Annotated in this window: 22 protein-coding genes; 20 read left to right on the top strand and 2 right to left on the bottom strand. The window is 72.4% G+C overall.

Annotated features, from left to right (window positions below; all coding sequences use genetic code 11):
* Positions 1–342 precede the first annotated feature (342 nt).
* The 8 genes from ACFW48_RS26560 (at position 343) to ACFW48_RS26525 (ending at position 8892) form a co-directional block, all read left to right on the top strand.
* Positions 343–1449 carry a quinone-dependent dihydroorotate dehydrogenase gene (locus ACFW48_RS26560; RefSeq protein ID WP_386318682.1) on the top strand — a complete coding sequence of 369 codons (1107 nt, stop codon included), beginning with the start codon at positions 343–345 and terminating at the stop codon, positions 1447–1449.
* The gene (pyrF, locus tag ACFW48_RS26555; RefSeq protein ID WP_386318549.1) at positions 1446–2291 is read left to right on the top strand and encodes an orotidine-5'-phosphate decarboxylase; all 846 of its coding nucleotides are present in this window, start codon (positions 1446–1448) and stop codon (positions 2289–2291) included. The genes ACFW48_RS26560 and pyrF overlap by 4 nt, the downstream gene beginning before the upstream one ends.
* Before the next feature lie 223 nt (positions 2292–2514).
* Positions 2515–2838, top strand: coding sequence for an integration host factor (locus ACFW48_RS26550; protein WP_003977346.1), 324 nt, complete (start codon positions 2515–2517; stop codon positions 2836–2838).
* A gap of 37 nt (positions 2839–2875) precedes the next feature.
* Positions 2876–3469, top strand: coding sequence for a guanylate kinase (gmk, locus tag ACFW48_RS26545; RefSeq protein WP_386318547.1), 594 nt, complete (start codon positions 2876–2878; stop codon positions 3467–3469).
* Between the two features lie 62 nt (positions 3470–3531).
* Entirely contained in the window at positions 3532–3804 is a 273-nt protein-coding gene (rpoZ, locus tag ACFW48_RS26540) for a DNA-directed RNA polymerase subunit omega (RefSeq protein WP_003977348.1), read from the top strand.
* Positions 3805–3926: 122 nt separating this feature from the next.
* Positions 3927–5129 carry a bifunctional phosphopantothenoylcysteine decarboxylase/phosphopantothenate--cysteine ligase CoaBC gene (coaBC, locus tag ACFW48_RS26535; protein WP_386318545.1) on the top strand — a complete coding sequence of 401 codons (1203 nt, stop codon included), beginning with the start codon at positions 3927–3929 and terminating at the stop codon, positions 5127–5129.
* Between the two features lie 240 nt (positions 5130–5369).
* Positions 5370–6578, top strand: a complete 1209-nt coding sequence (gene metK / locus ACFW48_RS26530) for a methionine adenosyltransferase (RefSeq protein WP_121745891.1) — start codon at positions 5370–5372, stop codon at positions 6576–6578.
* A 163-nt stretch (positions 6579–6741) separates the two neighbouring features.
* Complete coding sequence (locus ACFW48_RS26525) at positions 6742–8892, top strand: primosomal protein N' (RefSeq protein ID WP_386318543.1); 2151 nt, start codon at positions 6742–6744, stop codon at positions 8890–8892.
* Between the two features lie 86 nt (positions 8893–8978).
* Here the strand turns inward: ACFW48_RS26525 and ACFW48_RS26520 are convergent, their stop codons facing one another.
* Entirely contained in the window at positions 8979–9527 is a 549-nt protein-coding gene (locus ACFW48_RS26520; protein ID WP_345637718.1) for a hypothetical protein, read from the bottom strand.
* A gap of 334 nt (positions 9528–9861) precedes the next feature.
* Here ACFW48_RS26520 and fmt point away from each other — a divergent pair, with 334 nt between their 5' ends.
* The 10 genes from fmt (at position 9862) to ACFW48_RS26470 (ending at position 20354) form a co-directional block, all read left to right on the top strand.
* Entirely contained in the window at positions 9862–10794 is a 933-nt protein-coding gene (fmt, locus tag ACFW48_RS26515) for a methionyl-tRNA formyltransferase (protein WP_386318541.1), read from the top strand.
* Between the two features lie 79 nt (positions 10795–10873).
* Complete coding sequence (locus ACFW48_RS26510; protein ID WP_386318539.1) at positions 10874–12301, top strand: RsmB/NOP family class I SAM-dependent RNA methyltransferase; 1428 nt, start codon at positions 10874–10876, stop codon at positions 12299–12301.
* A 137-nt stretch (positions 12302–12438) separates the two neighbouring features.
* Entirely contained in the window at positions 12439–13125 is a 687-nt protein-coding gene (gene rpe, locus ACFW48_RS26505; protein ID WP_055415908.1) for a ribulose-phosphate 3-epimerase, read from the top strand.
* 77 nt (positions 13126–13202) lie between these two features.
* Positions 13203–14246, top strand: coding sequence for a sugar-binding transcriptional regulator (locus ACFW48_RS26500; protein WP_386318537.1), 1044 nt, complete (start codon positions 13203–13205; stop codon positions 14244–14246).
* A gap of 55 nt (positions 14247–14301) precedes the next feature.
* On the top strand, positions 14302–14655 hold the full coding sequence (locus tag ACFW48_RS26495) for a barstar family protein (protein ID WP_386318535.1): 354 nt from the start codon (positions 14302–14304) through the stop codon (positions 14653–14655).
* A gap of 108 nt (positions 14656–14763) precedes the next feature.
* Complete coding sequence (locus ACFW48_RS26490) at positions 14764–16206, top strand: GuaB1 family IMP dehydrogenase-related protein (protein ID WP_386318533.1); 1443 nt, start codon at positions 14764–14766, stop codon at positions 16204–16206.
* A 67-nt stretch (positions 16207–16273) separates the two neighbouring features.
* The gene (locus ACFW48_RS26485; RefSeq protein WP_386318531.1) at positions 16274–16669 is read left to right on the top strand and encodes a hypothetical protein; all 396 of its coding nucleotides are present in this window, start codon (positions 16274–16276) and stop codon (positions 16667–16669) included.
* A 299-nt stretch (positions 16670–16968) separates the two neighbouring features.
* A complete protein-coding gene (locus ACFW48_RS26480; protein WP_386318529.1) occupies positions 16969–18456 on the top strand; it encodes an amino acid permease in 1488 nt (495 codons plus the stop codon).
* 36 nt (positions 18457–18492) lie between these two features.
* Complete coding sequence (locus tag ACFW48_RS26475) at positions 18493–18945, top strand: Lrp/AsnC family transcriptional regulator (RefSeq protein ID WP_055415902.1); 453 nt, start codon at positions 18493–18495, stop codon at positions 18943–18945.
* A 176-nt stretch (positions 18946–19121) separates the two neighbouring features.
* The gene (locus tag ACFW48_RS26470) at positions 19122–20354 is read left to right on the top strand and encodes an MFS transporter (protein WP_386318527.1); all 1233 of its coding nucleotides are present in this window, start codon (positions 19122–19124) and stop codon (positions 20352–20354) included.
* On the opposite strand, the gene ACFW48_RS26465 is transcribed toward ACFW48_RS26470, so the two are convergent.
* A complete protein-coding gene (locus ACFW48_RS26465; protein ID WP_386318525.1) occupies positions 20302–20847 on the bottom strand; it encodes a Repetin in 546 nt (181 codons plus the stop codon). The genes ACFW48_RS26470 and ACFW48_RS26465 overlap by 53 nt on opposite strands.
* Positions 20848–21202: 355 nt before the next feature.
* Between ACFW48_RS26465 and ACFW48_RS26460 the strand changes: the two genes are divergently transcribed.
* Together ACFW48_RS26460 and ACFW48_RS26455 are read left to right on the top strand one after the other, a co-directional pair.
* Entirely contained in the window at positions 21203–21991 is a 789-nt protein-coding gene (locus ACFW48_RS26460) for a carbon-nitrogen hydrolase family protein (protein WP_386318523.1), read from the top strand.
* Between the two features lie 55 nt (positions 21992–22046).
* Complete coding sequence (locus tag ACFW48_RS26455; RefSeq protein WP_386318521.1) at positions 22047–23744, top strand: flavin monoamine oxidase family protein; 1698 nt, start codon at positions 22047–22049, stop codon at positions 23742–23744.
* The last annotated feature ends 117 nt before the right edge of the window (positions 23745–23861 follow it).

The raw sequence follows: 23861 nt of genomic DNA, 5'->3' as shown, positions 1-23861 counted from the left end.
CGCCCGAAGGGCGGCCTCGCGGCGTCGGGTGCGTGCTCTGGGGGTCCCCCCGGCCGGAGGCTGGGGGAGTGCCGGGCGTAGAGCCTCGTACTGGATGTACTTGGCTCTGCGCCCGGTGCGGCGAGAGTGCGTGCGTGGCGTCGCGAGGCAGGCGGGAACTGTCAGACAGGCCCAAGGGGGTGTTGTTTGGATCAGGCCGGCTCCAGGCAACGCCGCGGACGGGCGTGCCAGGCCCCGCGACCCCGGCAAGATCCAAACGACGCCCCCTAGCAGCCCCGAGGGGGACACCGGAAACGGTGTCCCCCTCTTCATGAGCCCTTCATGAGGCTTCACGAGGACACCATGTACAAGATCTTCTTCAAGCTCTTCTTCTCCCGCATGGACCCGGAGCAGGCCCACCACCTGGCCTTCCGCTGGATCCGCCTCGCCGTCCGCGTTCCCGTCCTGCGCACCTTCGTCGCGGCCGTGTTGGCGCCCCGCTTCAAGGAGCTGCGCACCGAGGCTCTCGGCCTGCGTATGCACGGGCCCTTCGGCCTCGCCGCCGGTTTCGACAAGAACGCGGTCGCCATCGACGGCATGGCGATGCTCGGCTTCGACCACGTCGAGATCGGCACCGTGACGGGGGAGCCGCAGCCCGGCAACCCCAAGAAGCGGCTGTTCCGGCTGGTGGCCGACCGCGCCCTGATCAACCGCATGGGCTTCAACAACGACGGCTCACTGGCCGTCGCCGCCCGCCTGGCCTCCCGCACGCCCGTCTTGCGGACCGTCGTCGGCGTCAACATCGGCAAGACGAAGGTCGTCCCGGAGGAGGAGGCCGTCGGCGACTACGTGAAGTCCGCCGAGCGGCTCGCTCCGCACGCTGATTACCTGGTCGTCAACGTCTCCTCCCCGAACACGCCCGGGCTGCGCGACCTCCAGGCGGTGGACCACCTGCGTCCGCTCCTGAGCGCCGTCCGCGAGGCCGCCGACCGCGCCGTCACCGCGCGGCGCGTACCGCTTCTGGTCAAGATCGCGCCCGACCTCGCCGACGAGGACGTCGACGCGGTCGCCGACCTGGCCGTGGAGCTGGGCCTGGACGGGATCATCGCCACCAACACCACCATCGCGCGCGAGGGACTCGGCCTCACGTCCTCGCCGGTGCTCGTCCGGGAGACCGGCGGCCTGTCCGGCGCACCGCTCAAGGAGCGCTCCCTGGAGGTGCTGCGCCGCCTCTACGCGCGCGTGGGCGACCGGATCACCCTGGTGGGCGTCGGTGGCGTCGAGACCGCCGAGGACGCCTGGCAGCGCATCCTGGCCGGGGCCACGCTGGTCCAGGGCTACAGCGCGTTCATCTACGAGGGCCCCTTCTGGGGCCGCACCATCCACAAGGGACTCGCCGCGCGCCTGCGGCAGAGCCCGTACGCGACCCTCGCCGACGCGGTCGGCGCCGACGTCAGGAAGAACGCATGACGGTACTCGAACCCTTCGGCGCCCGGCTGCGCCGCGCGATGGACGAGCGCGGGCCGCTGTGCGTCGGCATCGACCCGCACGCCTCCCTGCTCGCCGAGTGGGGTCTGAACGACGACGTGGCCGGTCTGGAGCGCTTCAGCCGCACCGTCGTGGAGGCGGTGGCCGGCCGGGTCGCCGTGCTCAAGCCGCAGAGCGCCTTCTTCGAGCGCTTCGGTTCGCGCGGCGTCGCCGTACTGGAGAAGTCGGTCGAGCAGGCGCGGGCGGCCGGCGCCCTGGTCGTCATGGACGCCAAGCGCGGCGACATCGGCTCGACCATGGCCGCGTACGCCGAGGCGTTCCTGCGCAAGGACGCCCCGCTGTTCTCGGACGCGCTGACCGTCTCGCCGTACCTCGGCTACGGGTCCCTGAAGCCGGCCGTCGACATGGCGCGCGAGAGCGGTGCGGGCCTGTTCGTGCTGGCGCTGACCTCCAACCCGGAGGGCGGCGAGGTCCAGCACGCGGTCCGGGCCGACGGGCGGAGCGTCGGGGCGACGGTGCTGGCGCACCTGGCCGCCGAGAACGCCGGGGAGGAGCCCCTCGGGTCCTTCGGCGCGGTGGTCGGCGCCACCCTCGGCGACCTGTCATCGTACGACCTGGGCATCAACGGCCCGCTCCTCGCGCCCGGCATCGGCGCCCAGGGAGCCACCCCCGCGGATCTGCCGCGGGTCTTCGGCGCCGCGGTGCGCAACGTCGTTCCGAACGTCAGCCGGGGTGTTCTGCGTCACGGTCCCGATGTGGCCGCGTTGCGGAAGGCCGCGGACCGTTTCGCGGCGGAGATCAGGACCGCGGTCACGGCGTCCTGACTCTGGATACATCCTCAAATCCGAGGCAATATGTCTTAAATGTCCGTCCTGACGGAGGCTGACCAGGACTTTTCCGCTGTTCTCGCTGACTCCGGCGGACTTGACCGCTAGTCTCCGACGAGAGTCCGCGGGCAAGCGTGTTGCTCGTGGCTCCCCAGGTGTGGGGCGACTAGGTTCCTCACCGGTCCGTATCCGACAGTTCGACATCCGAGGTGACGTAGGCGTGGCTCTTCCGCCCCTTACCCCTGAACAGCGCGCAGCCGCGCTCGAAAAGGCCGCCGCGGCTCGCCGGGAGCGGGCCGAGGTCAAGAATCGACTCAAGCACTCCGGCGCCTCCCTCCACGAGGTCATCAAGCAGGGCCAGGAGAACGACGTCATCGGCAAGATGAAGGTCTCCGCCCTCCTCGAGTCCCTGCCGGGCGTGGGCAAGGTCCGCGCCAAGCAGATCATGGAGCGACTGGGCATCTCCGAGAGCCGCCGCGTGCGTGGACTCGGTTCCAACCAGATCGCCTCCCTGGAGCGCGAGTTCGGCAGCACCGGCAGCTGAGTCCGGACCACTCCGGGATTGCTGGAATAATCGCTGCATGGCTGCAACACCCCGGGGGACGTCCCCCGTACCCCCGGACGCACGTCCGCGGCTGACCGTGCTCTCCGGCCCCTCGGGGGTCGGCAAGAGCACGGTCGTCGCCCATATGCGCAAGGAACACCCCGAGGTCTGGCTGTCGGTCTCGGCGACGACCCGCAGGCCCCGCCCCGGCGAGCAGCACGGTGTCCACTACTTCTTCGTCACCGACGAGGAGATGGACAAGCTGATCGCCAACGGTGAGCTGCTGGAGTGGGCCGAGTTCGCCGGCAACCGCTACGGCACACCGCGTGCGGCCGTACTGGAGCGCCTGGAGGCCGGTGAGCCGGTGCTCCTGGAGATCGACCTCCAGGGCGCGCGGCAGGTCCGCGGGTCCATGCCCGAGGCCCAGCTGGTGTTCCTGGCCCCGCCCTCCTGGGAGGAGCTGGTGCGCAGGCTCACCGGCCGGGGCACCGAGCCGCCGGAAGTGATCGAGCGCCGCCTCACCGCGGCCAAGGTCGAGCTGGCGGCCGAGCCGGAGTTCGACCAGACCCTGGTCAACACCTCCGTCGAGGACGTGGCGCGCGAGCTGCTAGCCTTGACGAACGTCGTGTGATCGCTACTGGTCACCCTGCGATTGTCCCGACTGAATCTTTCCCATCCATCGGAAGGTAGAGCGTGTCCTCTTCCATCTCCGCGCCCGAGGGCATCATCAACCCGCCGATCGACGAGCTCCTCGAGGCCACGGACTCGAAGTACAGCCTCGTGATCTACGCGGCCAAGCGGGCCCGCCAGATCAACGCGTACTACTCGCAGCTCGGTGAGGGCCTCCTCGAGTACGTCGGTCCCCTCGTGGACACCCACGTCCACGAGAAGCCGCTCTCGATCGCCCTGCGCGAGATCAACGCGGGGCTGCTGACCTCCGAGGCCATCGAGGGTCCGGCGCAGTAACACCGGCGGTATTATTTTCAGCCTCACGCTGACTTTTCCACAGGCCCGGCAGTCCGACTGTCGGGCCTGTGGTGTGTGATGGGTCGTACGCGACATCCGAGCCGGGGAGACGGGGAGAGACGGTGGACAAGCCCAAGGTCGTTCTGGGGGTCAGCGGCGGCATCGCCGCGTACAAGGCCTGTGAGCTGCTGCGCAGGTTCACGGAGTCGGGGCACGAGGTCCGGGTCGTCCCCACCGCGTCCGCGCTGCACTTCGTCGGCGCCGCCACCTGGTCCGCGCTGTCCGGCAATCCCGTGTCGACCGAGGTGTGGGACGACGTCCACCAGGTCCCGCACGTGCGCATCGGCCAGCACGCCGACCTGGTCGTCGTCGCCCCGGCCACCGCCGACATGCTCGCCAAGGCCGCCCACGGCCTCGCCGACGACCTCCTCACCAACACACTGCTCACGGCCCGCTGCCCGGTCGTCTTCGCCCCCGCCATGCACACCGAGATGTGGGAGCACCCGGCCACCCAGGAGAACGTGGCGACGCTGCGCCGGCGCGGCGCCCTCGTGATCGAACCGGCCGTCGGCCGCCTCACCGGCGTCGACACCGGCAAGGGACGGCTGCCCGACCCGGGCGAGATCTTCGAGGTCTGCCGCCGGGTGCTCGCCCGCGGCGTGCGCGAGCCGGACCTCGCCGGACGGCACGTCGTCGTCAGCGCCGGCGGCACCCGGGAGCCCCTCGACCCGGTCCGCTTCCTCGGCAACCGCTCCTCCGGCAAGCAGGGCTACGCCCTCGCCCGCACCGCCGCCGCCCGGGGCGCCCGCGTCACGCTGGTCGCGGCCAACCCGTCGCTGCCGGACCCGGCGGGCGTCGACGTGGTCCCGGTGGGCACGGCCGTGGAGCTGCGCGAGGCGATGCTGCGCGCCGCGGCGGACGCCGACGCCGTCGTCATGGCCGCGGCGGTCGCGGACTTCCGCCCGGCGACGTACGCCGCCGGGAAGATCAAGAAGAAGGACGACCAGGAACCCGCGCCGATCACCCTGGTGCGCAACCCGGACATCCTCGCGGAGATCTCCACGGACCGGGCCCGCTCCGGGCAGGTGGTCGTCGGCTTCGCGGCCGAGACCGACGACGTACTCGCCAACGGCCGGGCGAAGCTGAAGCGCAAGGGCTGCGACCTCCTCGTGGTCAACGAGGTGGGGGAGCGCAAGACCTTCGGGTCCGAGGAGAACGAGGCCGTGGTCCTCGGCGCCGACGGCAGCGAGACCCCGGTGGCGCACGGCCCCAAGGAAGCCCTGGCCGAAACGGTGTGGGACCTCGTGGCCGAACGGCTCGGCTGAACGACTCATTCACGCCACCCGGCTCGCGAACCCCGCGCATTCGAGCGTGGCGGCCCTGGCCAAGGGTGCTGCGTTCCAGGCAGAATGCCCGTGCCGCAGGTCACAGCCCTTCCGAGAGGCGAGACGGGTGGGCCCGTGGTGGAGTGCGACCGATAAACTGTTCTCGGACGTCGCCGGGTGCAGCTCCCCGTGCCGTCCACCAATGATCAGCCAGCAGCCGCTGCAACCCCAGGGAGCGTTGTGTCCCGTCGCCTGTTCACCTCGGAGTCCGTGACCGAAGGTCACCCCGACAAGATCGCTGACCAGATCAGCGACACGATTCTCGACGCGCTTCTGCGTGAGGACCCGACCTCTCGGGTCGCCGTCGAAACCCTGATCACCACCGGTCTGGTGCACGTGGCCGGAGAGGTCACCACCAAGGCCTACGCGGACATCGCCAACCTCGTCCGCGGCAAGATCCTGGAGATCGGTTACGACTCCTCGAAGAAGGGCTTCGACGGCGCCTCCTGCGGTGTCTCGGTCTCCATCGGCGCCCAGTCGCCGGACATCGCGCAGGGCGTCGACACGGCCTACGAGAACCGCGTCGAGGGCGATGAGGACGAGCTGGACCGGCAGGGCGCCGGTGACCAGGGCCTCATGTTCGGCTACGCGTCCGACGAGACGCCGACCCTGATGCCGCTCCCGGTCTTCCTGGCGCACCGCCTGTCCAAGCGCCTGTCCGAGGTCCGCAAGAACGGCACGATCCCCTACCTGCGCCCGGACGGCAAGACGCAGGTCACCATCGAGTACGACGGCGACAAGGCCGTCCGTCTCGACACGGTCGTCGTCTCCTCCCAGCACGCGAGCGACATCGACCTGGAGTCCCTGCTGGCTCCCGACATCAAGGAATTCGTCGTCGAGCCGGAGCTGAAGGCGCTGCTCGACGACGGCATCAAGCTCGACACGGAGAACTACCGCCTCCTGGTCAACCCGACCGGCCGCTTCGAGATCGGCGGCCCGATGGGCGACGCCGGCCTGACCGGCCGCAAGATCATCATCGACACCTACGGCGGCATGGCCCGCCACGGCGGCGGCGCCTTCTCCGGCAAGGACCCGTCCAAGGTCGACCGCTCCGCCGCGTACGCGATGCGCTGGGTCGCCAAGAACGTCGTCGCCGCGGGCCTCGCCGCCCGCTGCGAGGTCCAGGTCGCCTACGCCATCGGCAAGGCCGAGCCGGTCGGTCTCTTCGTGGAGACCTTCGGCACCGCCAAGATCGACACCGAGAAGATCGAGAAGGCGATCGACGAGGTCTTCGACCTCCGTCCGGCCGCCATCATCCGTGACCTCGACCTGCTCCGCCCGATCTACGCCCAGACCGCGGCGTACGGCCACTTCGGCCGCGAGCTTCCCGACTTCACCTGGGAGCGCACGGACCGCGTGGAGGCGCTGCGGCAGGCAGCGGGTCTGTAAGGCGCCCGACGCGCCCCGCCCGACGGCACGTCGCGAGGCCCGGTGTCCCCGGTGGGGACGCCGGGCCTCGGTGTGTCCGCGCGTGTGCAGGGGCGGGCACGTGGCGCAGCGGTGCGCGTCCGGGCACCGTCGTTTGTCAGTGGCCTTTGGTAGGAATGCAGGCGTGAGCAGCGAGAACGAACCGGCGGGCGGCGGCGCTCAGGACGCGCCGCCCGAGCAGCTCGCGCTCATCCGGGCGAGCGTGCGCGAGGCGAAGGCGCCGCGGGCCAAGCCGCGGACCTGGCGCGGAGCCGCGCTCGCCAGGGAACTGCCGGTCGCCCGGGTCCTCGTCGACAAGGGCGTACTCCACCTCGACCGGTACTTCGACTACGCCGTGCCCGAGGAACTCGACGCCGACGCCCAGCCCGGGGTGCGGGTGCGGGTGCGGTTCGGCGCCGGGCGGCACCGGGTGCGGGACGGGCGGCGTGAGGGCGGGGGGCTCGTCGACGGCTTCCTGATCGAGCGGCTCGCCGAGTCCGAGTACTCGGGTCCCCTCGCCGCGCTGGCCCAGGTCGTCTCGCCCGAGCGGGTGCTCGACGAGGAGCTGCTCGGACTCGCGCGGGCGGTCGCCGACCGGTACGCGGGCAGCCTCGCCGACGTGCTGCAGCTCGCCGTACCGCCGCGCAACGCGCGCGCCGAGAAGCGGACGTCACCCGATCCGATGCCCCCGCCGCCGGTGCCCGAGCCGGGGCCCTGGACGCGGTATGAGCAGGGGGCCGCGTTCGTGGCGGCCCTCGCCTCGGGGGGTGCGCCGCGCGCGGTGTGGAACGCGTTGCCCGGTCCGCAGTGGAGCGAGGAGCTGGCGCGGGCGGTGGCGGCGACGCTGGCCTCCGGCCGGGGCGCGCTCGTCGTCCTGTCGGACGGGAGGGCCGTCGCCCGCGCCGACGCCGCGCTGACCGCCCTGCTGGGCGAGGGACGGCACGCGGTGCTCACCGCCGACGCCGGACCCGAGAAGCGGTACGCGCAGTGGCTCGCGGTGCGCCGAGGGGCGGTGCGGGCCGTCGTCGGGACCCGTGCCGCGATGTTCGCGCCGGTGCGGGACCTGGGGCTGGTCGCCCTGTGGGACGACGGCGACGACAGCCACAGCGAGCCGCACGCTCCGCAGCCGCACGCGCGCGAGGTGCTGCTGCTGCGCGCCGCCCAGGACAGGTGCGCCTTCCTGCTGGGCGGCTGGAACTGCACCGTGGAAGCCGCCCAGCTCGTGGAGACCGGCTGGGCCCGGCCACTGGTCGCCGCGCGGGAGCAGGTGCGGGCCGCCGCCCCGCTGGTGCGGACGGTGGGGGACCAGGACCTCGCCCGGGACGAGGCCGCCCGCGCCGCACGGCTGCCGACCCTCGCCTGGCAGGCCGTCAGGGACGGGCTGCGGCACGGACCGGTGCTCGTACAGGTGCCCCGGCGGGGCTACGTACCACGGATGGCGTGCGCCGCGTGCCGGACGCCCGCCCGATGCCGGCACTGCTCGGGGCCGCTGGAGGGGCAGGAGTCCGGGGCCGCGCTGCGGTGCGGCTGGTGCGGACGCGAGGAGGGCGGGTGGCACTGCCCGGAGTGCGGGGCGTTCCGGTTGCGCGCCCAGATCGTGGGGGCCCGCCGCACCGCCGAGGAACTGGGGCGGGCGTTCCCGGCGGTGCCGGTGCGCACCTCGGGGCGCGAGCATGTGCTGGACACCGTGCCGGAGACGCCCGCGCTGGTGGTGAGCACCCCGGGCGCCGAACCCGTCGCCGAGGGCGGCTACGCGGCGGCCCTGCTGCTCGACGGCTGGGCGATGCTCGGGCGGCCGGACCTGCGCGCCGGTGAGGACGCGCTGCGGCGCTGGCTGGCCGCCTCCGCGCTGGTGCGCCCGCAGAGCGCCGGGGGCACCGTCGTCGCGGTCGCCGAGCCGACCCTGCGGCCGGTGCAGGCGCTGGTGCGCTGGGACCCCGTCGGCCATGCGGTGCGGGAACTGGCCGAGCGGGCCGAGCTGGGCTTTCCGCCGGTGTCGCGGATGGCGGCCGTGGCGGGACCGGCGGAGGCGGTGGCCGCCTTCCTCGGCGCGGTCGAGCTGCCCCGCGAGGCCGAGGTGCTGGGCCCGGTGCCGCTGCCGGTCACGGCCGCGGGGCGTCCGCGGCGGGTGGGCTCGCCTCCGCCCGGGGAGCACTGGGAGCGGGCGCTGGTCCGGGTGCCGCCGGGGCGCGGGGCGGCGCTGGCCGGTGCGCTGAAGGCCGCTCAGGCGGCGCGGATGGCGCGGGGGAGCGACGCGGCGGTGTGGGTGCGGATCGACCCGCCCGACATCGGGTGAGGGCGTGCGCGGAGGCGTACACACACGGGAACCCGCTGTCCTCCAGCGTGAACCGGGCGGACAGCGGGCTGGTGGGCCGTCGCGGCTCAGCCGTTGCGCGGGCCGGGGAAGGCCGTCGGCCGGACGTCGTCGCGCAGGGCCGGGCTGCCCGCCGTCGGCTGGGTCGGCATGGACCGGGCGGCCGGGACCGTGGGCACGGTGGGGAGGCCGGAGCCCACGTTGACCGGGTGGGTGCCCGTCGGTTCCGGTGCGTGCTCGGGGGTCTCGGCGGGAGCCGCCTGGGTCGCGGCGCGGCGGGAGCCGTAGCGGCGGTGCACCGCCTGCTTGGTGACGCCGAGTGCGGAGCCCACCGCGTCCCACGAGAAGCCGAGCGAACGGTCGAAGTCCACGGCGGCCGTGACCAGGGTCTCGACGCTGTCCCGCAGCTCCTGGGCGAGACGGACCGTCGGGGCGGGGGCCCGCCCGTAGACGACGAAGCCCGTGGAGGGGCCGGAGCGGCGCGGGCGGTAGACGTTGCCCAACTGGGCGGTGAGGGTACGCAGTGCGTCCACCTGCCGGCGGACCCGCTCGATGTCCCGCACCAGCAAGTGCAGGCTGGCCCGAGCCTGGGCGTCGTGGGTTGCGTGGTCGGCCATGAACAAGCCTCTCGAACCGGCGTTGAAAGGAATCGGGCCGCGCGGGCGGTCCGGTGGTCAACTCTTCCTTGACCAACGCGTGGGCGCTCCGGTGGTCACGGGGTGGGGGCGTGGCGGCATATGCGTGCGCCTGCTTTCGCGGGGTGCGCGCCTCGGCCTTCGGCCGTCGGCTGCCCTCTCTCCCACCCGCGCACCACTCGGTTCCAGTCGGTCGAGAGGCCGGGGTCCGGTCCGCCCTGGGGGTGCGTCGCCGTCGGCGGCTGCTCGTGGTCTCCGGGCTCGTAGACTGGTGCGTCGCCCGCACCCGCCCCCGCCCGAGAGGCCCGTCCCACCCATGAAGCTCGTCTTCGCCGGTACCCCCGAGGTCGCCGTTCCCGCCCTGGACGCCCTGATCGCCTCCGAGCACCACGAGGTGGCCGCCGTCGTCACGCGGCCCGACGCTCCGGCCGGGCGCGGGCGCCGGCTGGTCGCCTCTCCCGTGGCCGAACGTGCGGAGGAGGCCGGGATCGAGGTGCTCAAGCCCGCGAAACCGCGCGACCCGGAGTTCCTGGAGCGGCTGCGCGAGATCGCGCCCGACTGCTGCCCCGTCGTCGCCTACGGTGCCCTGCTGCCCCGCGTGGCCCTCGACGTGCCCGCCCGCGGCTGGGTCAACCTGCACTTCTCACTGCTGCCCGCCTGGCGCGGTGCCGCTCCCGTGCAGCACGCGCTCATGGCGGGCGACGAGATCACCGGCGCGTCCACCTTCCTGATCGAGGAGGGCCTCGACTCCGGCCCCGTCTACGGGACGGTCACCGAGACCGTCCGGCCCACCGACACCAGCGGCGACCTGCTGACCCGGCTCGCCTTCGCCGGCGCCGGGCTGCTCGCGGCCACCATGGACGGCATCGAGGACGGCAGCCTGAAGGCCGTACCGCAGCCGGCCGACGGCGTCACCCTCGCCCCGAAGATCACCGTCGAGGACGCCCGGGTCGACTGGTCCGCCCCGGCGCTGCGCGTGGACCGGGTGGTGCGCGGCTGCACCCCGGCCCCCGGCGCCTGGACCACCTTCCGGGGCGAGCGGCTCAAGCTCGTGCAGGCCCTGCCCGCTCCCGACCGGACGGATCTCGCCCCGGGGCAGCTCGCCGCCGGCAAGAACAACGTGCACGTCGGCACCGGCTCCCACGCCGTCGAGCTGCTGTGGGTGCAGGCCCAGGGCAAGAAGCCGATGCGGGCCGCGGACTGGGCGCGCGGCGTGCGGATCGCCGAGGGCGAGTCGCTCGGCGGCTGACCTGCGCCTTGGCACCGCCGCTCACCGGCCCGGCGTACGCTGGTGGGCGCACTTCATCCCACACCCGGAGCACCTTTTCGTGAGCGAGCAGCCCCGCCGTCCCCGCAAGCCCGGCAAGCCGTACCGCAGACCCCAGAAGGATCCCGTCCGCGTCCTCGCCTTCGAGGCGCTCAGGGCCGTCGACGAGCGGGACGCGTACGCCAACCTCGTCCTGCCGCCGCTGCTGCGCAAGGCACGGGAGAAGGAGGGGCCCGAGAAGTTCGACGCCCGGGACGCGGCCCTCGCGACCGAGCTGGTCTACGGGACGCTGCGCCGGCAGGGAACGTACGACGCGATCATCGCCGACTGCGTCGACCGGCCGCTGCGGGAGGTCGACCCGCCGGTGCTGGATGTGCTCGGCCTCGGTGTCCATCAGCTGCTCGGGACGCGGATCCCGAGCCACGCCGCCGTGTCCGCCACCGTGGAGCTGGCGCGGGTCGTGCTCGGCGACGGGCGGGCCAAGTTCGTCAACGCCGTGCTGCGCAAGGTCGCGCGGGACGATCTCGACGGGTGGGTGGAGCGGGTCGCCCCGCCCTACGACGAGGACCCCGAGGACCACCTCGCCGTCGTGCACTCGCATCCGCGCTGGGTCGTCTCCGCGCTGTGGGACTCGCTCGGCGGCGGCCGGTCCGGCATCGAGGAGCTGCTGGCCGCGGACAACGAGCGGCCCGAGGTCACCCTGGTCGCCCGCCCCGGACGGGCCACGGCCGACGAGCTGCTGGGCGAGGAGGCCGCCGTACCGGGGCGCTGGTCGCCGTACGCGGTGCGGCTGAGCGAGGGCGGCGAGCCCGGGGCCGTCGACGCCGTACGGGAGAACCGGGCCGGCGTGCAGGACGAGGGCAGCCAGCTCGTCGCGCTCGCGCTGGCGAACGCGCCCCTGGACGGGCCGGACCGGCGCTGGCTGGACGGATGTGCCGGGCCGGGCGGCAAGGCCGCGCTCCTCGGCGCCCTGGCCGCCGAGCGCGGTGCCTTCCTGCTCGCCTCCGAGAAGCAGCCGCACCGGGCCGGTCTTGTGGCCAAGGCACTGGACGGGAATTTGGGGCCGTACCAGGTGATCGCGGCCGACGGGACCCGCCCGGCGTGGCGGCCCGGCAGCTTCGACCGCGTCCTGGTCGACGTACCGTGCACCGGGCTCGGTGCCCTGCGCCGCCGCCCCGAGGCGCGCTGGCGGCGCCGTCCCGAGGACCTGGACGGGTTCGCCCCGCTCCAGCGCGGGCTGCTGCGCGGCGCCCTGGAAGCGGTGCGGACCGGCGGCGTCGTCGGCTACGCGACCTGCTCACCGCACCTCGCGGAGACCCGCGCCGTCGTCGCGGACGTCCTCAAGCAGCACCCCGGCACCGAACTCATCGACGCCCGCCCGCTCCTGCCCGGCGTCCCCGACCTCGGCGAGGGCCCCGACATCCAGCTCTGGCCCCACCTGCACGGCACCGACGCGATGTACCTGTCCCTGATCCGCCGTACCGCGTAGACGCAGGCCCACGCAGGCGCTCCGCAGGGGCGCGGGGAACTGCGCGACCAGCCACACACCGCCCGCGGCCGAAGAACAACCGCGTCCCCTGGGGACCCGTCCCGCCCCACCCCCGGAGGGCATGGCAGTCTTGGGGCATGGCCGCGCAGATCAACCCCAGCATCCTGTCCGCCGACTTCGCCCGCCTCGCGGACGAGGCCAAGGCGGTCGGGGGAGCAGACTGGCTCCACGTCGACGTCATGGACAACCATTTCGTCCCGAACCTCACGCTCGGCGTGCCGGTCGTGGAATCCCTGGCCAGGGCGACGGACACCCCGTTGGACTGCCACCTGATGATCGAGGCCCCCGACCGCTGGGCGCCCCAGTACGTGGAGGCGGGAGCCGGTTCCGTCACCTTCCACGTCGAGGCGGCCGCCGCGCCGGTGCGGCTCGCCCGGGAGATCCGGGCCAAGGGCGCCCGCGCGTCCATGGCGCTGCGGCCCGCGACGCCCATCGAGCCGTACGAGGATCTGCTCCCGGAACTCGACATGCTGCTGATCATGACGGTTGAACCGGGCTTCGGCGGGCAGGCGTTCCTCGACATCATGCTCCCGAAGATCCGGCGCACCCGTGAGCTGATCAAGAAGCACGGTCTGGAGCTGTGGCTCCAGGTCGACGGCGGGGTGTCGGCATCGACGATCGAGCAGTGCGCCGACGCCGGCGCCGACGTCTTCGTCGCGGGTTCCGCCGTGTACGGGGCGTCCGACCCGGCCGAGGCGGTACGTGCATTGCGCACGCAGGCCGAGGCGGCGACCGCCAAGGCGTCCTGGGCGTGCGACCACTGAGGAACAGAACGTGAACGGCTCCCATCAGGGCTGATCAAGTGCGCCGAATCTGCAAGGATGAACGGCGTATCCAGAGTGTGAACAGCAGTGAGGAGATCGCCGTGTCGGGTATGTCGGCGGGCCGTTCAGCCATGCGGATGGGACCCGCTGAGCTGGTCCAGGCGGCGGCCATGGCCCGCCGCTTCTACCTCGAGGGCAAGTCCAAGATCCAGATCGCGGAGGAGTTCGGCGTCAGCCGCTTCAAGGTGGCCAGGGTCCTCGAGACCGCCCTCGAGCGAGACCTTGTACGAATCGAGATCCGGGTGCCGGCCGAGCTGGACGCCGAGCGCTCGGACGCCCTGCGGGCCCGCTACGGTCTCCGGCACGCCGTCGTGGTGGAGTCCCCGGCCGACGCCGAGGAGACGCCCGACCCGGAGAACCTGGGAGAGGTGGCCGCCGACCTGCTCGGCGAGCTGGTCAACGAGGGCGACGTGCTGGGCCTGGCCTGGGGCCGGTCCACCATCCACATGGCGGCGGCGCTCGACAAGCTGCCGCCGTGCACGGTGGTGCAGCTGACGGGCGTGTACGACGCCGGGACCGCCGAGCGCGGCTCGGTCGAGGCCGTGCGCCGTGCCGCCCAGGTGTCGGGCGGCGACGCCCACCCCATCTACGCGCCGATGCTGCTGCCGGACGCGGCGACCGCGCAGGCGCTGCGCCACCAGACCGGGATCGCCCGGGCCTTCGAGTACTTCGACAAGGTCACGGTCGCCTGCGTCTCCATCGGCTCCTGGGAGCCCGGCATCTCTACGGTGCACGACATGCTCAGCGACGAGGAGCGCGCGCACTACGCCTCGCTCGGTGTCGCCGCCGAGATGTCCGCGCACCTCTTCGACGCCGAGGGACGCCGGGTCGGCCGGGACCTGGGGGAGCGGTGCATCACGGTCAAGGCCGACCAGCTCCGCCGTATCCCCGAGGTCGTGGCGATCGCGGGCGGGCAGCGCAAGGCGGCGGCCATCGACGCGGTGCTGCGCTCCGGTCTCGTCACCAGCCTGGTGACGGACACGTCGGCCGCGGACTACCTGATGACGGTGGGCTCGGCGCCGAAGTCGACACTCAACCGGACGGACCCCGACGGCATCTGACGACCGATCGGGCGATCGGGCGACCAGGCGATCAGCAGAGGGAGAAGGGCGCGACATGAACGAGGACCCCGCGGGACGGCTCGTGGTCACGCTGGACCTCGACGGGGTCACGGACAAGGCGGGCCTGATGGACCGCTGCGCCCGTGACCTGGCGCTGCCCGGCTGGTTCGGCCGGAACTGGGACGCGCTCGCCGACTCCCTCGCCGACCCCTCCGTCTGGCCCGAGGGCGCGGCGGACCGGGGCCTGGTGCTCGTCGTACGGGGGTGGGGCGCGTACGCGCGGGAGCGGCCGGACGAGTGGTCCGTCGCCGAGGAGGTCTTCGCCGAGGCGACGGACCGCGGTCCGGGGCTCTTCGTGACCCTCGGCCCTGGAGGATCCTCCAAGGAGGTCGCTGACCAGCCTGGATGATCTGCCCGGGGGTTATCGGCCATCAGCCATGGGAGAATGAAGTACGTGCTCTTTCCCCCTGGCTGACCTGTCCGGGGGCCACCTCTGATCGACTGGGATGTGCAGCACGTGCGTTTCCTGAATGACATCCAGCCCTCGTACGACCTGACGTACGACGACGTGTTCATGGTGCCGAGCCGCTCCGCCGTGGGCTCCCGGCAGGGCGTGGACCTCGGCTCCCCGGACGGCACGGGCACCACCATCCCGCTCGTCGTCGCCAACATGACCGCCATCGCGGGACGCCGCATGGCCGAGACGGTGGCCCGGCGCGGCGGCCTGGTGGTCATCCCGCAGGACATCCCGATCGAGGTCGTCACCGACGTCGTCTCCTGGGTGAAGAGCCGCCACCACGTCCTGGACACCCCGATCGTGCTGGCGCCGCACCAGACCGTCGCCGACGCGCTGTCCCTGCTGCCCAAGCGCGCGCACAACGCCGGTGTCGTCGTCGACGGGGACGGCAAGCCCGTCGGCGTGGTCACCGACACCGACCTGACCGGCGTGGACCGCTTCACCCAGCTCGAAGAGGTCATGTCCAAGGACCTGATCCTCATCGACGCGGGCATGGACCCGCGCGAGGCCTTCAACACCCTCGACGCCGCCAACCGCCGCTACGCGCCCGCCGTCGACAAGGACGGCCGCCTCGCCGGCATCCTGACCCGCAAGGGCGCCCTGCGCGCCACGCTGTACACCCCGGCGACCGACGCGAACGGCAGGCTCCGCATCGCCGCCGCCGTCGGTATCAACGGCGACGTCGCGGGCAAGGCCAAGCAGCTCCTCGACGCGGGCGTGGACACCCTCGTCATCGACACCGCGCACGGCCACCAGGAGTCGATGATCGGCGCCGTCAAGGTGGTGCGCGACCTCGACCCGCGGGTCCCGATCGTCGCGGGCAACATCGTCTCCGCCGAGGGCGTGCGCGACCTGATCGAGGCGGGCGCCGACATCATCAAGGTCGGCGTCGGCCCCGGTGCCATGTGCACCACCCGCATGATGACCGGTGTCGGCAGGCCGCAGTTCTCCGCGGTCCTGGAGTGTGCCGCCGAGGCGAAGAAGTACGGCAAGCACGTGTGGGCCGACGGCGGCATCCGGCACCCGCGCGACGTGGCGATGGCCCTCGCGGCCGGTGCGTCCAACGTCATGGTCGGCTCGTGGTTCGCGGGCACCTACGAGTCCCCGGGCGACCTCCAGCACGACGCCAACGGCCGCCCCTACAAGGAGTCGTTCGGCATGGCCTCCGCGCGCGCGGTGCGCAACCGCACCTCCGAGGAGTCGGCCTACGACCGGGCCCGCAAGGCGCTGTTCGAGGAGGGCATCTCCACCTCCCGGATGTTCCTCGACCCGACCCGCCCGGGCGTCGAGGACCTGATCGACTCGATCATCGCGGGCGTCCGCTCCTCCTGCACCTACGCCGGTGCCGCCTCCCTGGAGGAGTTCGCCGAGAAGGCCGTCGTCGGCATCCAGAGCGCCGCCGGCTACGCCGAGGGCAAGCCGCTGCACGCCAGCTGGAGCTGAGCACACCTGAGTCCGGGCGTCGTCAGGGTGGCTTGACGTCAAGTCACCCTGACGCGACGCGGGGCGCATGACGGCACCGCAGAGCATCGAGCCGCAGTACACCCTGCTGACCGCCGTGGCCCGTCTCGACGAGCTGCGCACCCGTGAGTCCCTGGCCGGGGACGGCAGTGACGAGGAGGCGCTCGACCGCACCCAGCTCCTCGAACTGCTCGCGCTGAGCGAGGTGGTGGCCCGCAAGGCGGCCTACGGGCGCCAGCTCACCGTCCGGGCGGCCCGGGAGGCCGGCGCCTCCTGGTCGCAGATCGGGGCCGCGCTGGGCACCAGCAAGCAGGCCGCCTGGGAGGCGCACCTGCGCTGGATCGACGCCCAGGAGGCCGCACGCGACCGGCCCGGAGAGATCGGTTTCGACGCGGCGGACGCGGCTGAGGCGCGGGCGATCGCGGGCGAGCCGGACGGCCGCTGACCAGGGACGATCCACTGCCCGCCGACCTCCGTACGCAACGCTCCACAGCCTCCGCGCAACGAACACGCGCCCGGCCCCGGTGAACGCAACGATCGTGCGGAGATGCGCAAGGTTGCTGCATTACCGGGAGACCGCACCCCTCGTAGTGTTCTGCGCTGTACGTGGCGTGGCGGGGACTCCGCTCGGTGGGTTCCCGCTCTTCACGAGCGTGCCCGCCGGTCCCCGCCGCTCCAGAGCCCGCCGCGAGCCCGTCCGCTCACACCGACGGGCGCGACCGGCAGCGACAAAGGAGTCAACGCGTGCTTGACCAAGGCGCACCCCCGCACCACGACGGACCGGCCACCCCCTCGTCCCCGGGCCTGGCCGCGCGCCTCATGCGCCGCAAACCCGTGGAACGGCTGGTCGCCGAGGGCGGCCAGGGCGAGGGCGGCACCCTCCGCCGGTCCCTCGGCCTGTGGCAGCTCACGATGATCAGCATCGGCGCCACCCTCGGTACCGGCATCTTCGTCGTCCTCGGCGAAGCCGTCCCGAAGGCCGGCCCGGCCGTCACCCTCTCCTTCGTCATCGCCGGCCTCACGGCACTCTTCTCCGCCCTGTCCTACGCAGAGCTGGCCGGCACCATCCCGGTCGCCGGCTCCTCGTACTCGTACGCCTACGCCACCATGGGCGAGCTGGTCGCCTGGATCTGCGGCTGGTGTCTGGTCCTGGAGTACGGCGTGTCCGTGGCCGCCGTCGCCGTCGGCTGGGGCGAGTACCTCAACGAACTCCTCGACGGCACCATCGGCGTCACCATCCCGGCCGCGCTTTCGGCGCCGCCCGGCGACGGCGGCATCTTCAACCTGCCCGCGCTGATCGTCGTGCTCCTCGCCATGACCTTCCTGCTGGGCGGTGCCCGCGAGTCCGCCCGCGCCAACACGATCATGGTCGTCGTCAAGATCGCCGCGCTGGTGATGTTCTGCGCGATCGGCGTGCAGGGCTTCCGCTCCGGCAACTACGAGAACTTCATGCCGCTCGGCATGGCCGGCGTCAGCGCGGCCGGCGCGACGCTCTTCTTCTCGTACATCGGCTTCGACGCCGCCTCCACCGCCGGTGAGGAGGCGAAGAACGCCCAGCGCGACCTGCCCCGGGCGATCATGCTGTCCCTGATCATCGTCACGGTGCTGTACGTCCTCGTCGCGGCCGTCGCCGTCGGCGCCAGGCCCTGGCGGACCTTCACCGACTCCGAGGCCTCCCTCGCCCAGATCATGACCGACGTCACCGGGCAGGAGTTCTGGGGCACCCTGCTGGCGTTCTGCGCGGTCGTCGCCATCGCCAGCGTCGTCCTGACCGTGCTCTACGGCCAGACCCGCGTCCTGTTCGCCATGTCCCGCGACGGGCTCGTGCCCAAGGTGTTCTCCCGGGTCCACCCGAAGAGCGGCGCGCCCCGCGCCAACACACTGATCGTCTCCCTGTTCTGCGGCGTCCTGGCCGCCGCGATCCCGCTCGGGCAGCTCGCCGACGCCACCAGCATCGGCACCCTCTTCGCCTTCGCCCTGGTCAACGTGGCCGTCGTGGTGCTGCGCCGGACCCGTCCGGACATGCACCGCACCTTCCGGGTGCCGCTGGCACCGGTCCTGCCGGCGCTGGGCTTCGCCTTCTGCGTCTGGATGATGGGCAGCCTGTCCACCGTCACCTGGGTGGTCTTCGGTGTCTGGATGGCCGTCGGGCTCGTGTTCTACTTCGGGTACGGCCATCGTCGTTCCCGGCTCGCCACGCCGGACACCTCAGAAGCCCAGAAGCAGCAGTAGCTCCAGTAGCTCCAGAAACGAAGTGAACCCCCCGCAGTGCTGAACGATCTCGACGAACGCATCGTGCACGCCCTCGCCGAGGACGCCCGCCGCTCCTACGCGGACATCGGGCAGTCCGTCGGCCTGTCCGCGCCCGCCGTGAAACGGCGCGTGGACCGGCTGCGCGCCACCGGAGCCATCACCGGATTCACCGTACGGGTCGACCCCGCCGCGCTCGGCTGGGAGACCGAGGGGTTCGTCGAGATCTTCTGCCGCCGCAACACCTCGCCGGAGACCATCCAGCGGGGCCTGGAGCGCTACCAGGAGGTCGTGGCCGCGTCCACCGTCACCGGGGACGCGGACGCGGTCGCCCAGGTCTTCGCCTCCGACATGCGGCACTTCGAACGGGTCCTGGAGCGGATCGCCGGGGAGCCGTTCGTGGAGCGGACCCGGTCCGTGCTGGTGCTGTCGCCGCTGCTGCGGCGCTTCTCGTCGGGGTCACCCACGTAGTCGGTGGGCACGGGCAGTCAGTCGGTGGGCACGGGTAATCGGTGGGCAGCGGGCCGTGTGCCGTCTAGCATCGGTGTCATGACCTGGCGACATTGATCCACCAGCAGTGCCTCCTCCCGGGGGCCGCCTCGGACGCCGTACCTCCGGTGTCCGATCCGCCCCCTCGGGAAGGCCTCATGACTCTCTCACCCGAGCGTGCCCCCGCCCCCGCCGGTATCCGGCGGCTGACGCGCACGCTGTACGGCTCCGCGTTCTGCGACGAATTCGTCCTGCTGTACCCGGTGTACGCGCTGCTGTTCAGCGACACCGGTCTGTCCGTCTGGCAGATGTCCTCCCTGTTCGCCGTGTGGTCGCTGACCAGCGTGGTTCTGGAGGTGCCCTCCGGCGCCTGGGCCGACGCCGTCTCCCGGCGGCTGCTGCTGGTGCTGGGCCCGCTGCTCACCGCCGCCGGGTTCGCCCTGTGGGTGCTCGTGCCTTCCTACGGCGCCTTCGCGCTCGGCTTCGTGCTGTGGGGCGCCGGGGGAGCGCTCGGCTCGGGAGCGCTGGAGGCGCTGGTCTACGACGAACTGGACCGGGCCGGCGCGGCCGACCGGTACGCCCGCGTCATGGGCCGGGCGCGGGCGGTCGGGATCGCCGCGACGATGACCGCGATGGGCCTGGCCGGGCCGGTGTTCGCCTGGGGCGGATACGAGGCGGTGGGCGCGGCGAGCGTGCTGGTCTGCCTGGCCGGGGCGGTCGTGGCCACCCGGTTCCCCGAGCACCGCACACCGTCCGCCGACGGCGACCGATGGTCCGCGACCTTGCGTGCCGGACTCGCGGAGGCCCGCACCGACCGGTCCGTGCGCGGCGCGCTGCTCCTCGTACCGGCCGTGACCGCCGTGTGGGGCGCCCTCGACGAGTACACGCCGCTGCTGGCGCGCGACACCGGCGTGGCGCAGGAGACCGTCCCCTGGCTGCTGCTGGTGATCTGGGCCGGCGCCACGGCCGGCAGCCTGCTGGCCGGTGCCGCCGAACGCCTGACCACGACCGGGTTCGCCGCCCTGCTCACCGGCTCGGCGCTGGCCCTGGCCGTGGGCGCCGCGGCGGGCACACCGGCCGCCCTGGTCCTGGTCGCGCTGGCCTTCGGCGGCTTCCAGCTGGCGACCGTGCTGGCCGACGCCCGTCTCCAGCAGCGCATCCAGGACACCGGCCGGGCCACCCTGACCTCGGTCGCCGGCCTCGGCACCGAGCTGGGCACCCTCACCACCTACGGCGCGTACGCGGCGGTCGCCACGGTGGCGGGGCACGGCACCGCGTTCGCCCTGTCCGCGGTGCCGTATCTGCTGACGGCGCTGCTGCTGGCCGCCGCCGCCCGCACTACAGCCGCGGCTGCCAGGGCACGACCTCGAAGTCGCCGGTTCCCTTCCTGACCTTCTCGAAGGGTGCCGAGGACACGCACCGGGGCAGCTCCGCGCCCTCCGTGGGGCTGCCCGTCGAGGCCCAGCTGTAACCGAGGCGGTCGTGGCCGCCGCGGTCGTGGACCGTGACGCCGACCCGCCTGCCCTCGGCGCCGGGCAGGTCGGAGTCGGTGATGACGCCGGAGACGACGGCCACGTCACCGCCGGTCAGCAGGCAGTCGACGTCGACCTTCGCCCGGGCGCCCTCGCCGTTCAGGTAGTGGCTGAACTCGAATGTTCCGGTGGCCTTGAGCGGGTCGTCGTTGTTCTCGGCCGCCAGATGCGCGTCGAAGGTGAAGGTGATGTCGTCCCCGGCCGACCGGTACAGCTTGGCGCTGCCGGTGAGCGCGGCGGCCTCCCTCGGGGGCCGCTCCTCGTGGGGGCCGGAGGCGACCGCGGCGCCCGTCGTGACGGCGGTGAGGAGCAGGGCGGCGCAGAGTGCGGCGGTCATCGTACGGCGTTTCATGGAGGTCCTCTCAGCAGGCGGAAACTGGCGAACTGGACGCCCACCACTGTCCCGGCGCCGCGCTCCCGCCACATCGCGCCCAGGGCGGGCACGCCCTCCGCCGCGCGGCGGGGAAGGAGGGGCCCGATCTGCCTCTCAGGAAGGAGCCGCGGGTACGGCAGGCAGCGGGCGTGAGCGCGCGGCGGGGCCCAGGGCCGCCCCGGGTGGGTGGGGCGCACAACGAATCGCCGTGGGGTGCCCCGCGAACGCAACGATCCGCTCACCGGCGCGCAACAGGTCCTTCTTGTCCGGCCGAGTCCGCCGACCGTACCGTCTATCTGGCCCCCCGACCCCCTCCCACCGGTGAGGAACACGCATGCGCACCGCCCTGCTCCAGAGCTCCGGCCGGCCCGGCTCCACCGCCGAGAACCTCAAGGTCCTCGACGCGGCCGCGGGCCGGGCCGCCGCCGCGGGGGCGGGGCTGCTGGTCACCGCCGAGCTGTTCCTGACCGGGTACGCGATCGGTGACGACGTCGCCGTCCTCGCCGAGCCGGCCGACGGCGACTCCGCCGACGCCGTCGCGGAGATCGCCGGACGCCACGGACTCGCCGTCGCGTACGGCTACCCGGAGCGGGCGGGCGAGAGCGTCTTCAACTCCGTCCAGTTGATCTCCGTCGACGGCACCCGAGTGGCGAACTACCGCAAGACCCACCTCTTCGGCTGCTTCGAGCGCGACCACTTCACGCCCGGCGAGCAGCCCGTCGTCCAGGCCCAGCTCGACGGGGTGACCGTCGGCCTGATGATCTGCTACGACGTGGAGTTCCCGGAGAACGTCCGCGCCCACGCCCTGGCCGGCACCGACCTGCTGCTCGTCCCGACCGCGCAGATGCACCCGTTCCAGTTCGTCGCCGAGTCCGTCGTGCCGGTGCGGGCCTTCGAGAACCAGATGTACGTGGCGTACGTCAACCGCGTCGGCCGGGAGGGCGAGTTCGAGTTCGTCGGGCTGTCCGCACTCGCCGGACCCGACGGGACCGCCCGCGCCCGCGCCGGGCGCGCCGAGGAGCTGGTCCTCGCCGACGTCGACCCGGACTTCCTCGCCGCCTCCCGCGAGGCCAACCCGTACCTGAAGGACCGCCGCCCCGGCCTCTACGGGCCCCTCGTCTGAGTCCCGGGCCCCGAGCCCCCACCCCCGTTCCACCTGTGCAAGGAGCCCGTACCCCATGACGTCCACCGTGCCCAACGCGATCGAGCACGCAGATGAGCAGCAGCCGCCGATCACCATGTTCGGGCCGGACTTCCCGTACGCGTACGACGACTTCCTCGCCCACCCGGCGGGCCTCGGCCAGATACCCGCGACCGAGCACGGCACCGAGGTCGCGGTCATCGGCGGCGGGCTGTCCGGCATCGTGGCCGCCTACGAGCTGATGAAGATGGGCCTCAAGCCCGTCGTGTACGAGGCCGACGAGATCGGCGGGCGACTGCGCACCGTGGGCTTCGACGGGTGCGACCCGTCCCTGACCGCCGAGATGGGCGCGATGCGCTTCCCGCCGTCCTCCACCGCCCTCCAGCACTACATCGACCTGGTGGGCCTGAAGACCAGCCCCTTCCCCAACCCGCTCGCCGAGGCGACGCCCTCGACCGTCGTCGACCTCAAGGGCGAGTCGCACTACGCCGAGACGCTGGACGACCTGCCCCAGGTCTACCGCGACGTCGCCGACGCCTGGGCGAAGTGCCTCGAAGAGGGCGCCGACTTCTCCGACATGAACCGCGCCCTGCGCGAGCGCGACGTGCCGCGCATCCGCGAGATCTGGGCGAAGCTGGTCGAGAAGCTCGACAACCAGACCTTCTACGGCTTCCTCTGCGACTCGGAGGCCTTCAAGTCCTTCCGCCACCGCGAGATCTTCGGCCAGGTCGGCTTCGGCACCGGCGGCTGGGACACCGACTTCCCCAACTCCATCCTGGAGATCCTCCGCGTCGTCTACACCGAGGCCGACGACCACCACCGCGGTATCGTCGGCGGCTCCCAGCAACTGCCGCTGAGGCTCTGGGAGCGTGAGCCGGAGAAGATCGTCCACTGGCCCCACGGCACATCGCTGAAGTCCCTGCACGTGGACGGCGAGCCGCGCCCGGCGGTGACCCGGCTCACCCGCACCGCCGGCAACCGCATCACCGTGACCGACGCCGACGGCGACATCCGCACGTACCAGGCGGCGATCTTCACCGCCCAGTCCTGGATGCTGCTCTCGAAGATCGCCTGCGACGACTCGCTGTTCCCGATCGACCACTGGACGGCGATCGAACGCACCCACTACATGGAGTCCAGCAAGCTCTTCGTGCCGGTCGACCGGCCCTTCTGGCTGGACAAGGACGAGGACACGGGCCGGGACGTCATGTCGATGACGCTCACCGACCGCATGACCCGCGGCACCTACCTCCTGGACGACGGACCCGACAAGCCCGCCGTCATCTGCCTCTCCTACACCTGGTGCGACGACAGCCTGAAGTGGCTCCCGCTGTCCGCGAACGAGCGGATGGAGGTCATGCTGAAGTCGCTCGGCGAGATCTACCCGAAGGTCGACATCAGGAAGCACATCATCGGCAACCCGGTGACGGTCTCCTGGGAGAACGAGCCCTACTTCATGGGCGCGTTCAAGGCCAACCTGCCCGGTCACTACCGCTACCAGCGGCGCCTGTTCACGCACTTCATGCAGGAGGGGCTGCCGGAGGACAAGCGGGGCATCTTCCTCGCCGGCGACGACATCTCCTGGACGGCCGGCTGGGCCGAGGGCGCCGTCCAGACCGCGCTGAACGCGGTCTGGGGCGTCATGCACCACTTCGGCGGGGAGACCGACGCGACCAACCCCGGCCCGGGTGACGTCTACGACGAGATCGCGCCGGTCGAGCTGCCCGAGGACTAGGGCCTGTCTGACAGTTCCCGCCTGCCTCGCGACGCCATGCACGCACTCTCGCCGCACCGGGCGCAGAGCCAAGTACATCCAGTACGAGGCTCTACGCCCGGCACTCCCCCAGCCTCC

Source organism: Streptomyces sp. NPDC058812 (assembly GCF_042744565.1).
Lineage (GTDB): Bacteria > Actinomycetota > Actinomycetes > Streptomycetales > Streptomycetaceae > Streptomyces > Streptomyces thinghirensis.
Note: the sequence above shows the minus strand (reverse complement) of the source record. Positions and strands in the feature narration are given on the sequence as shown.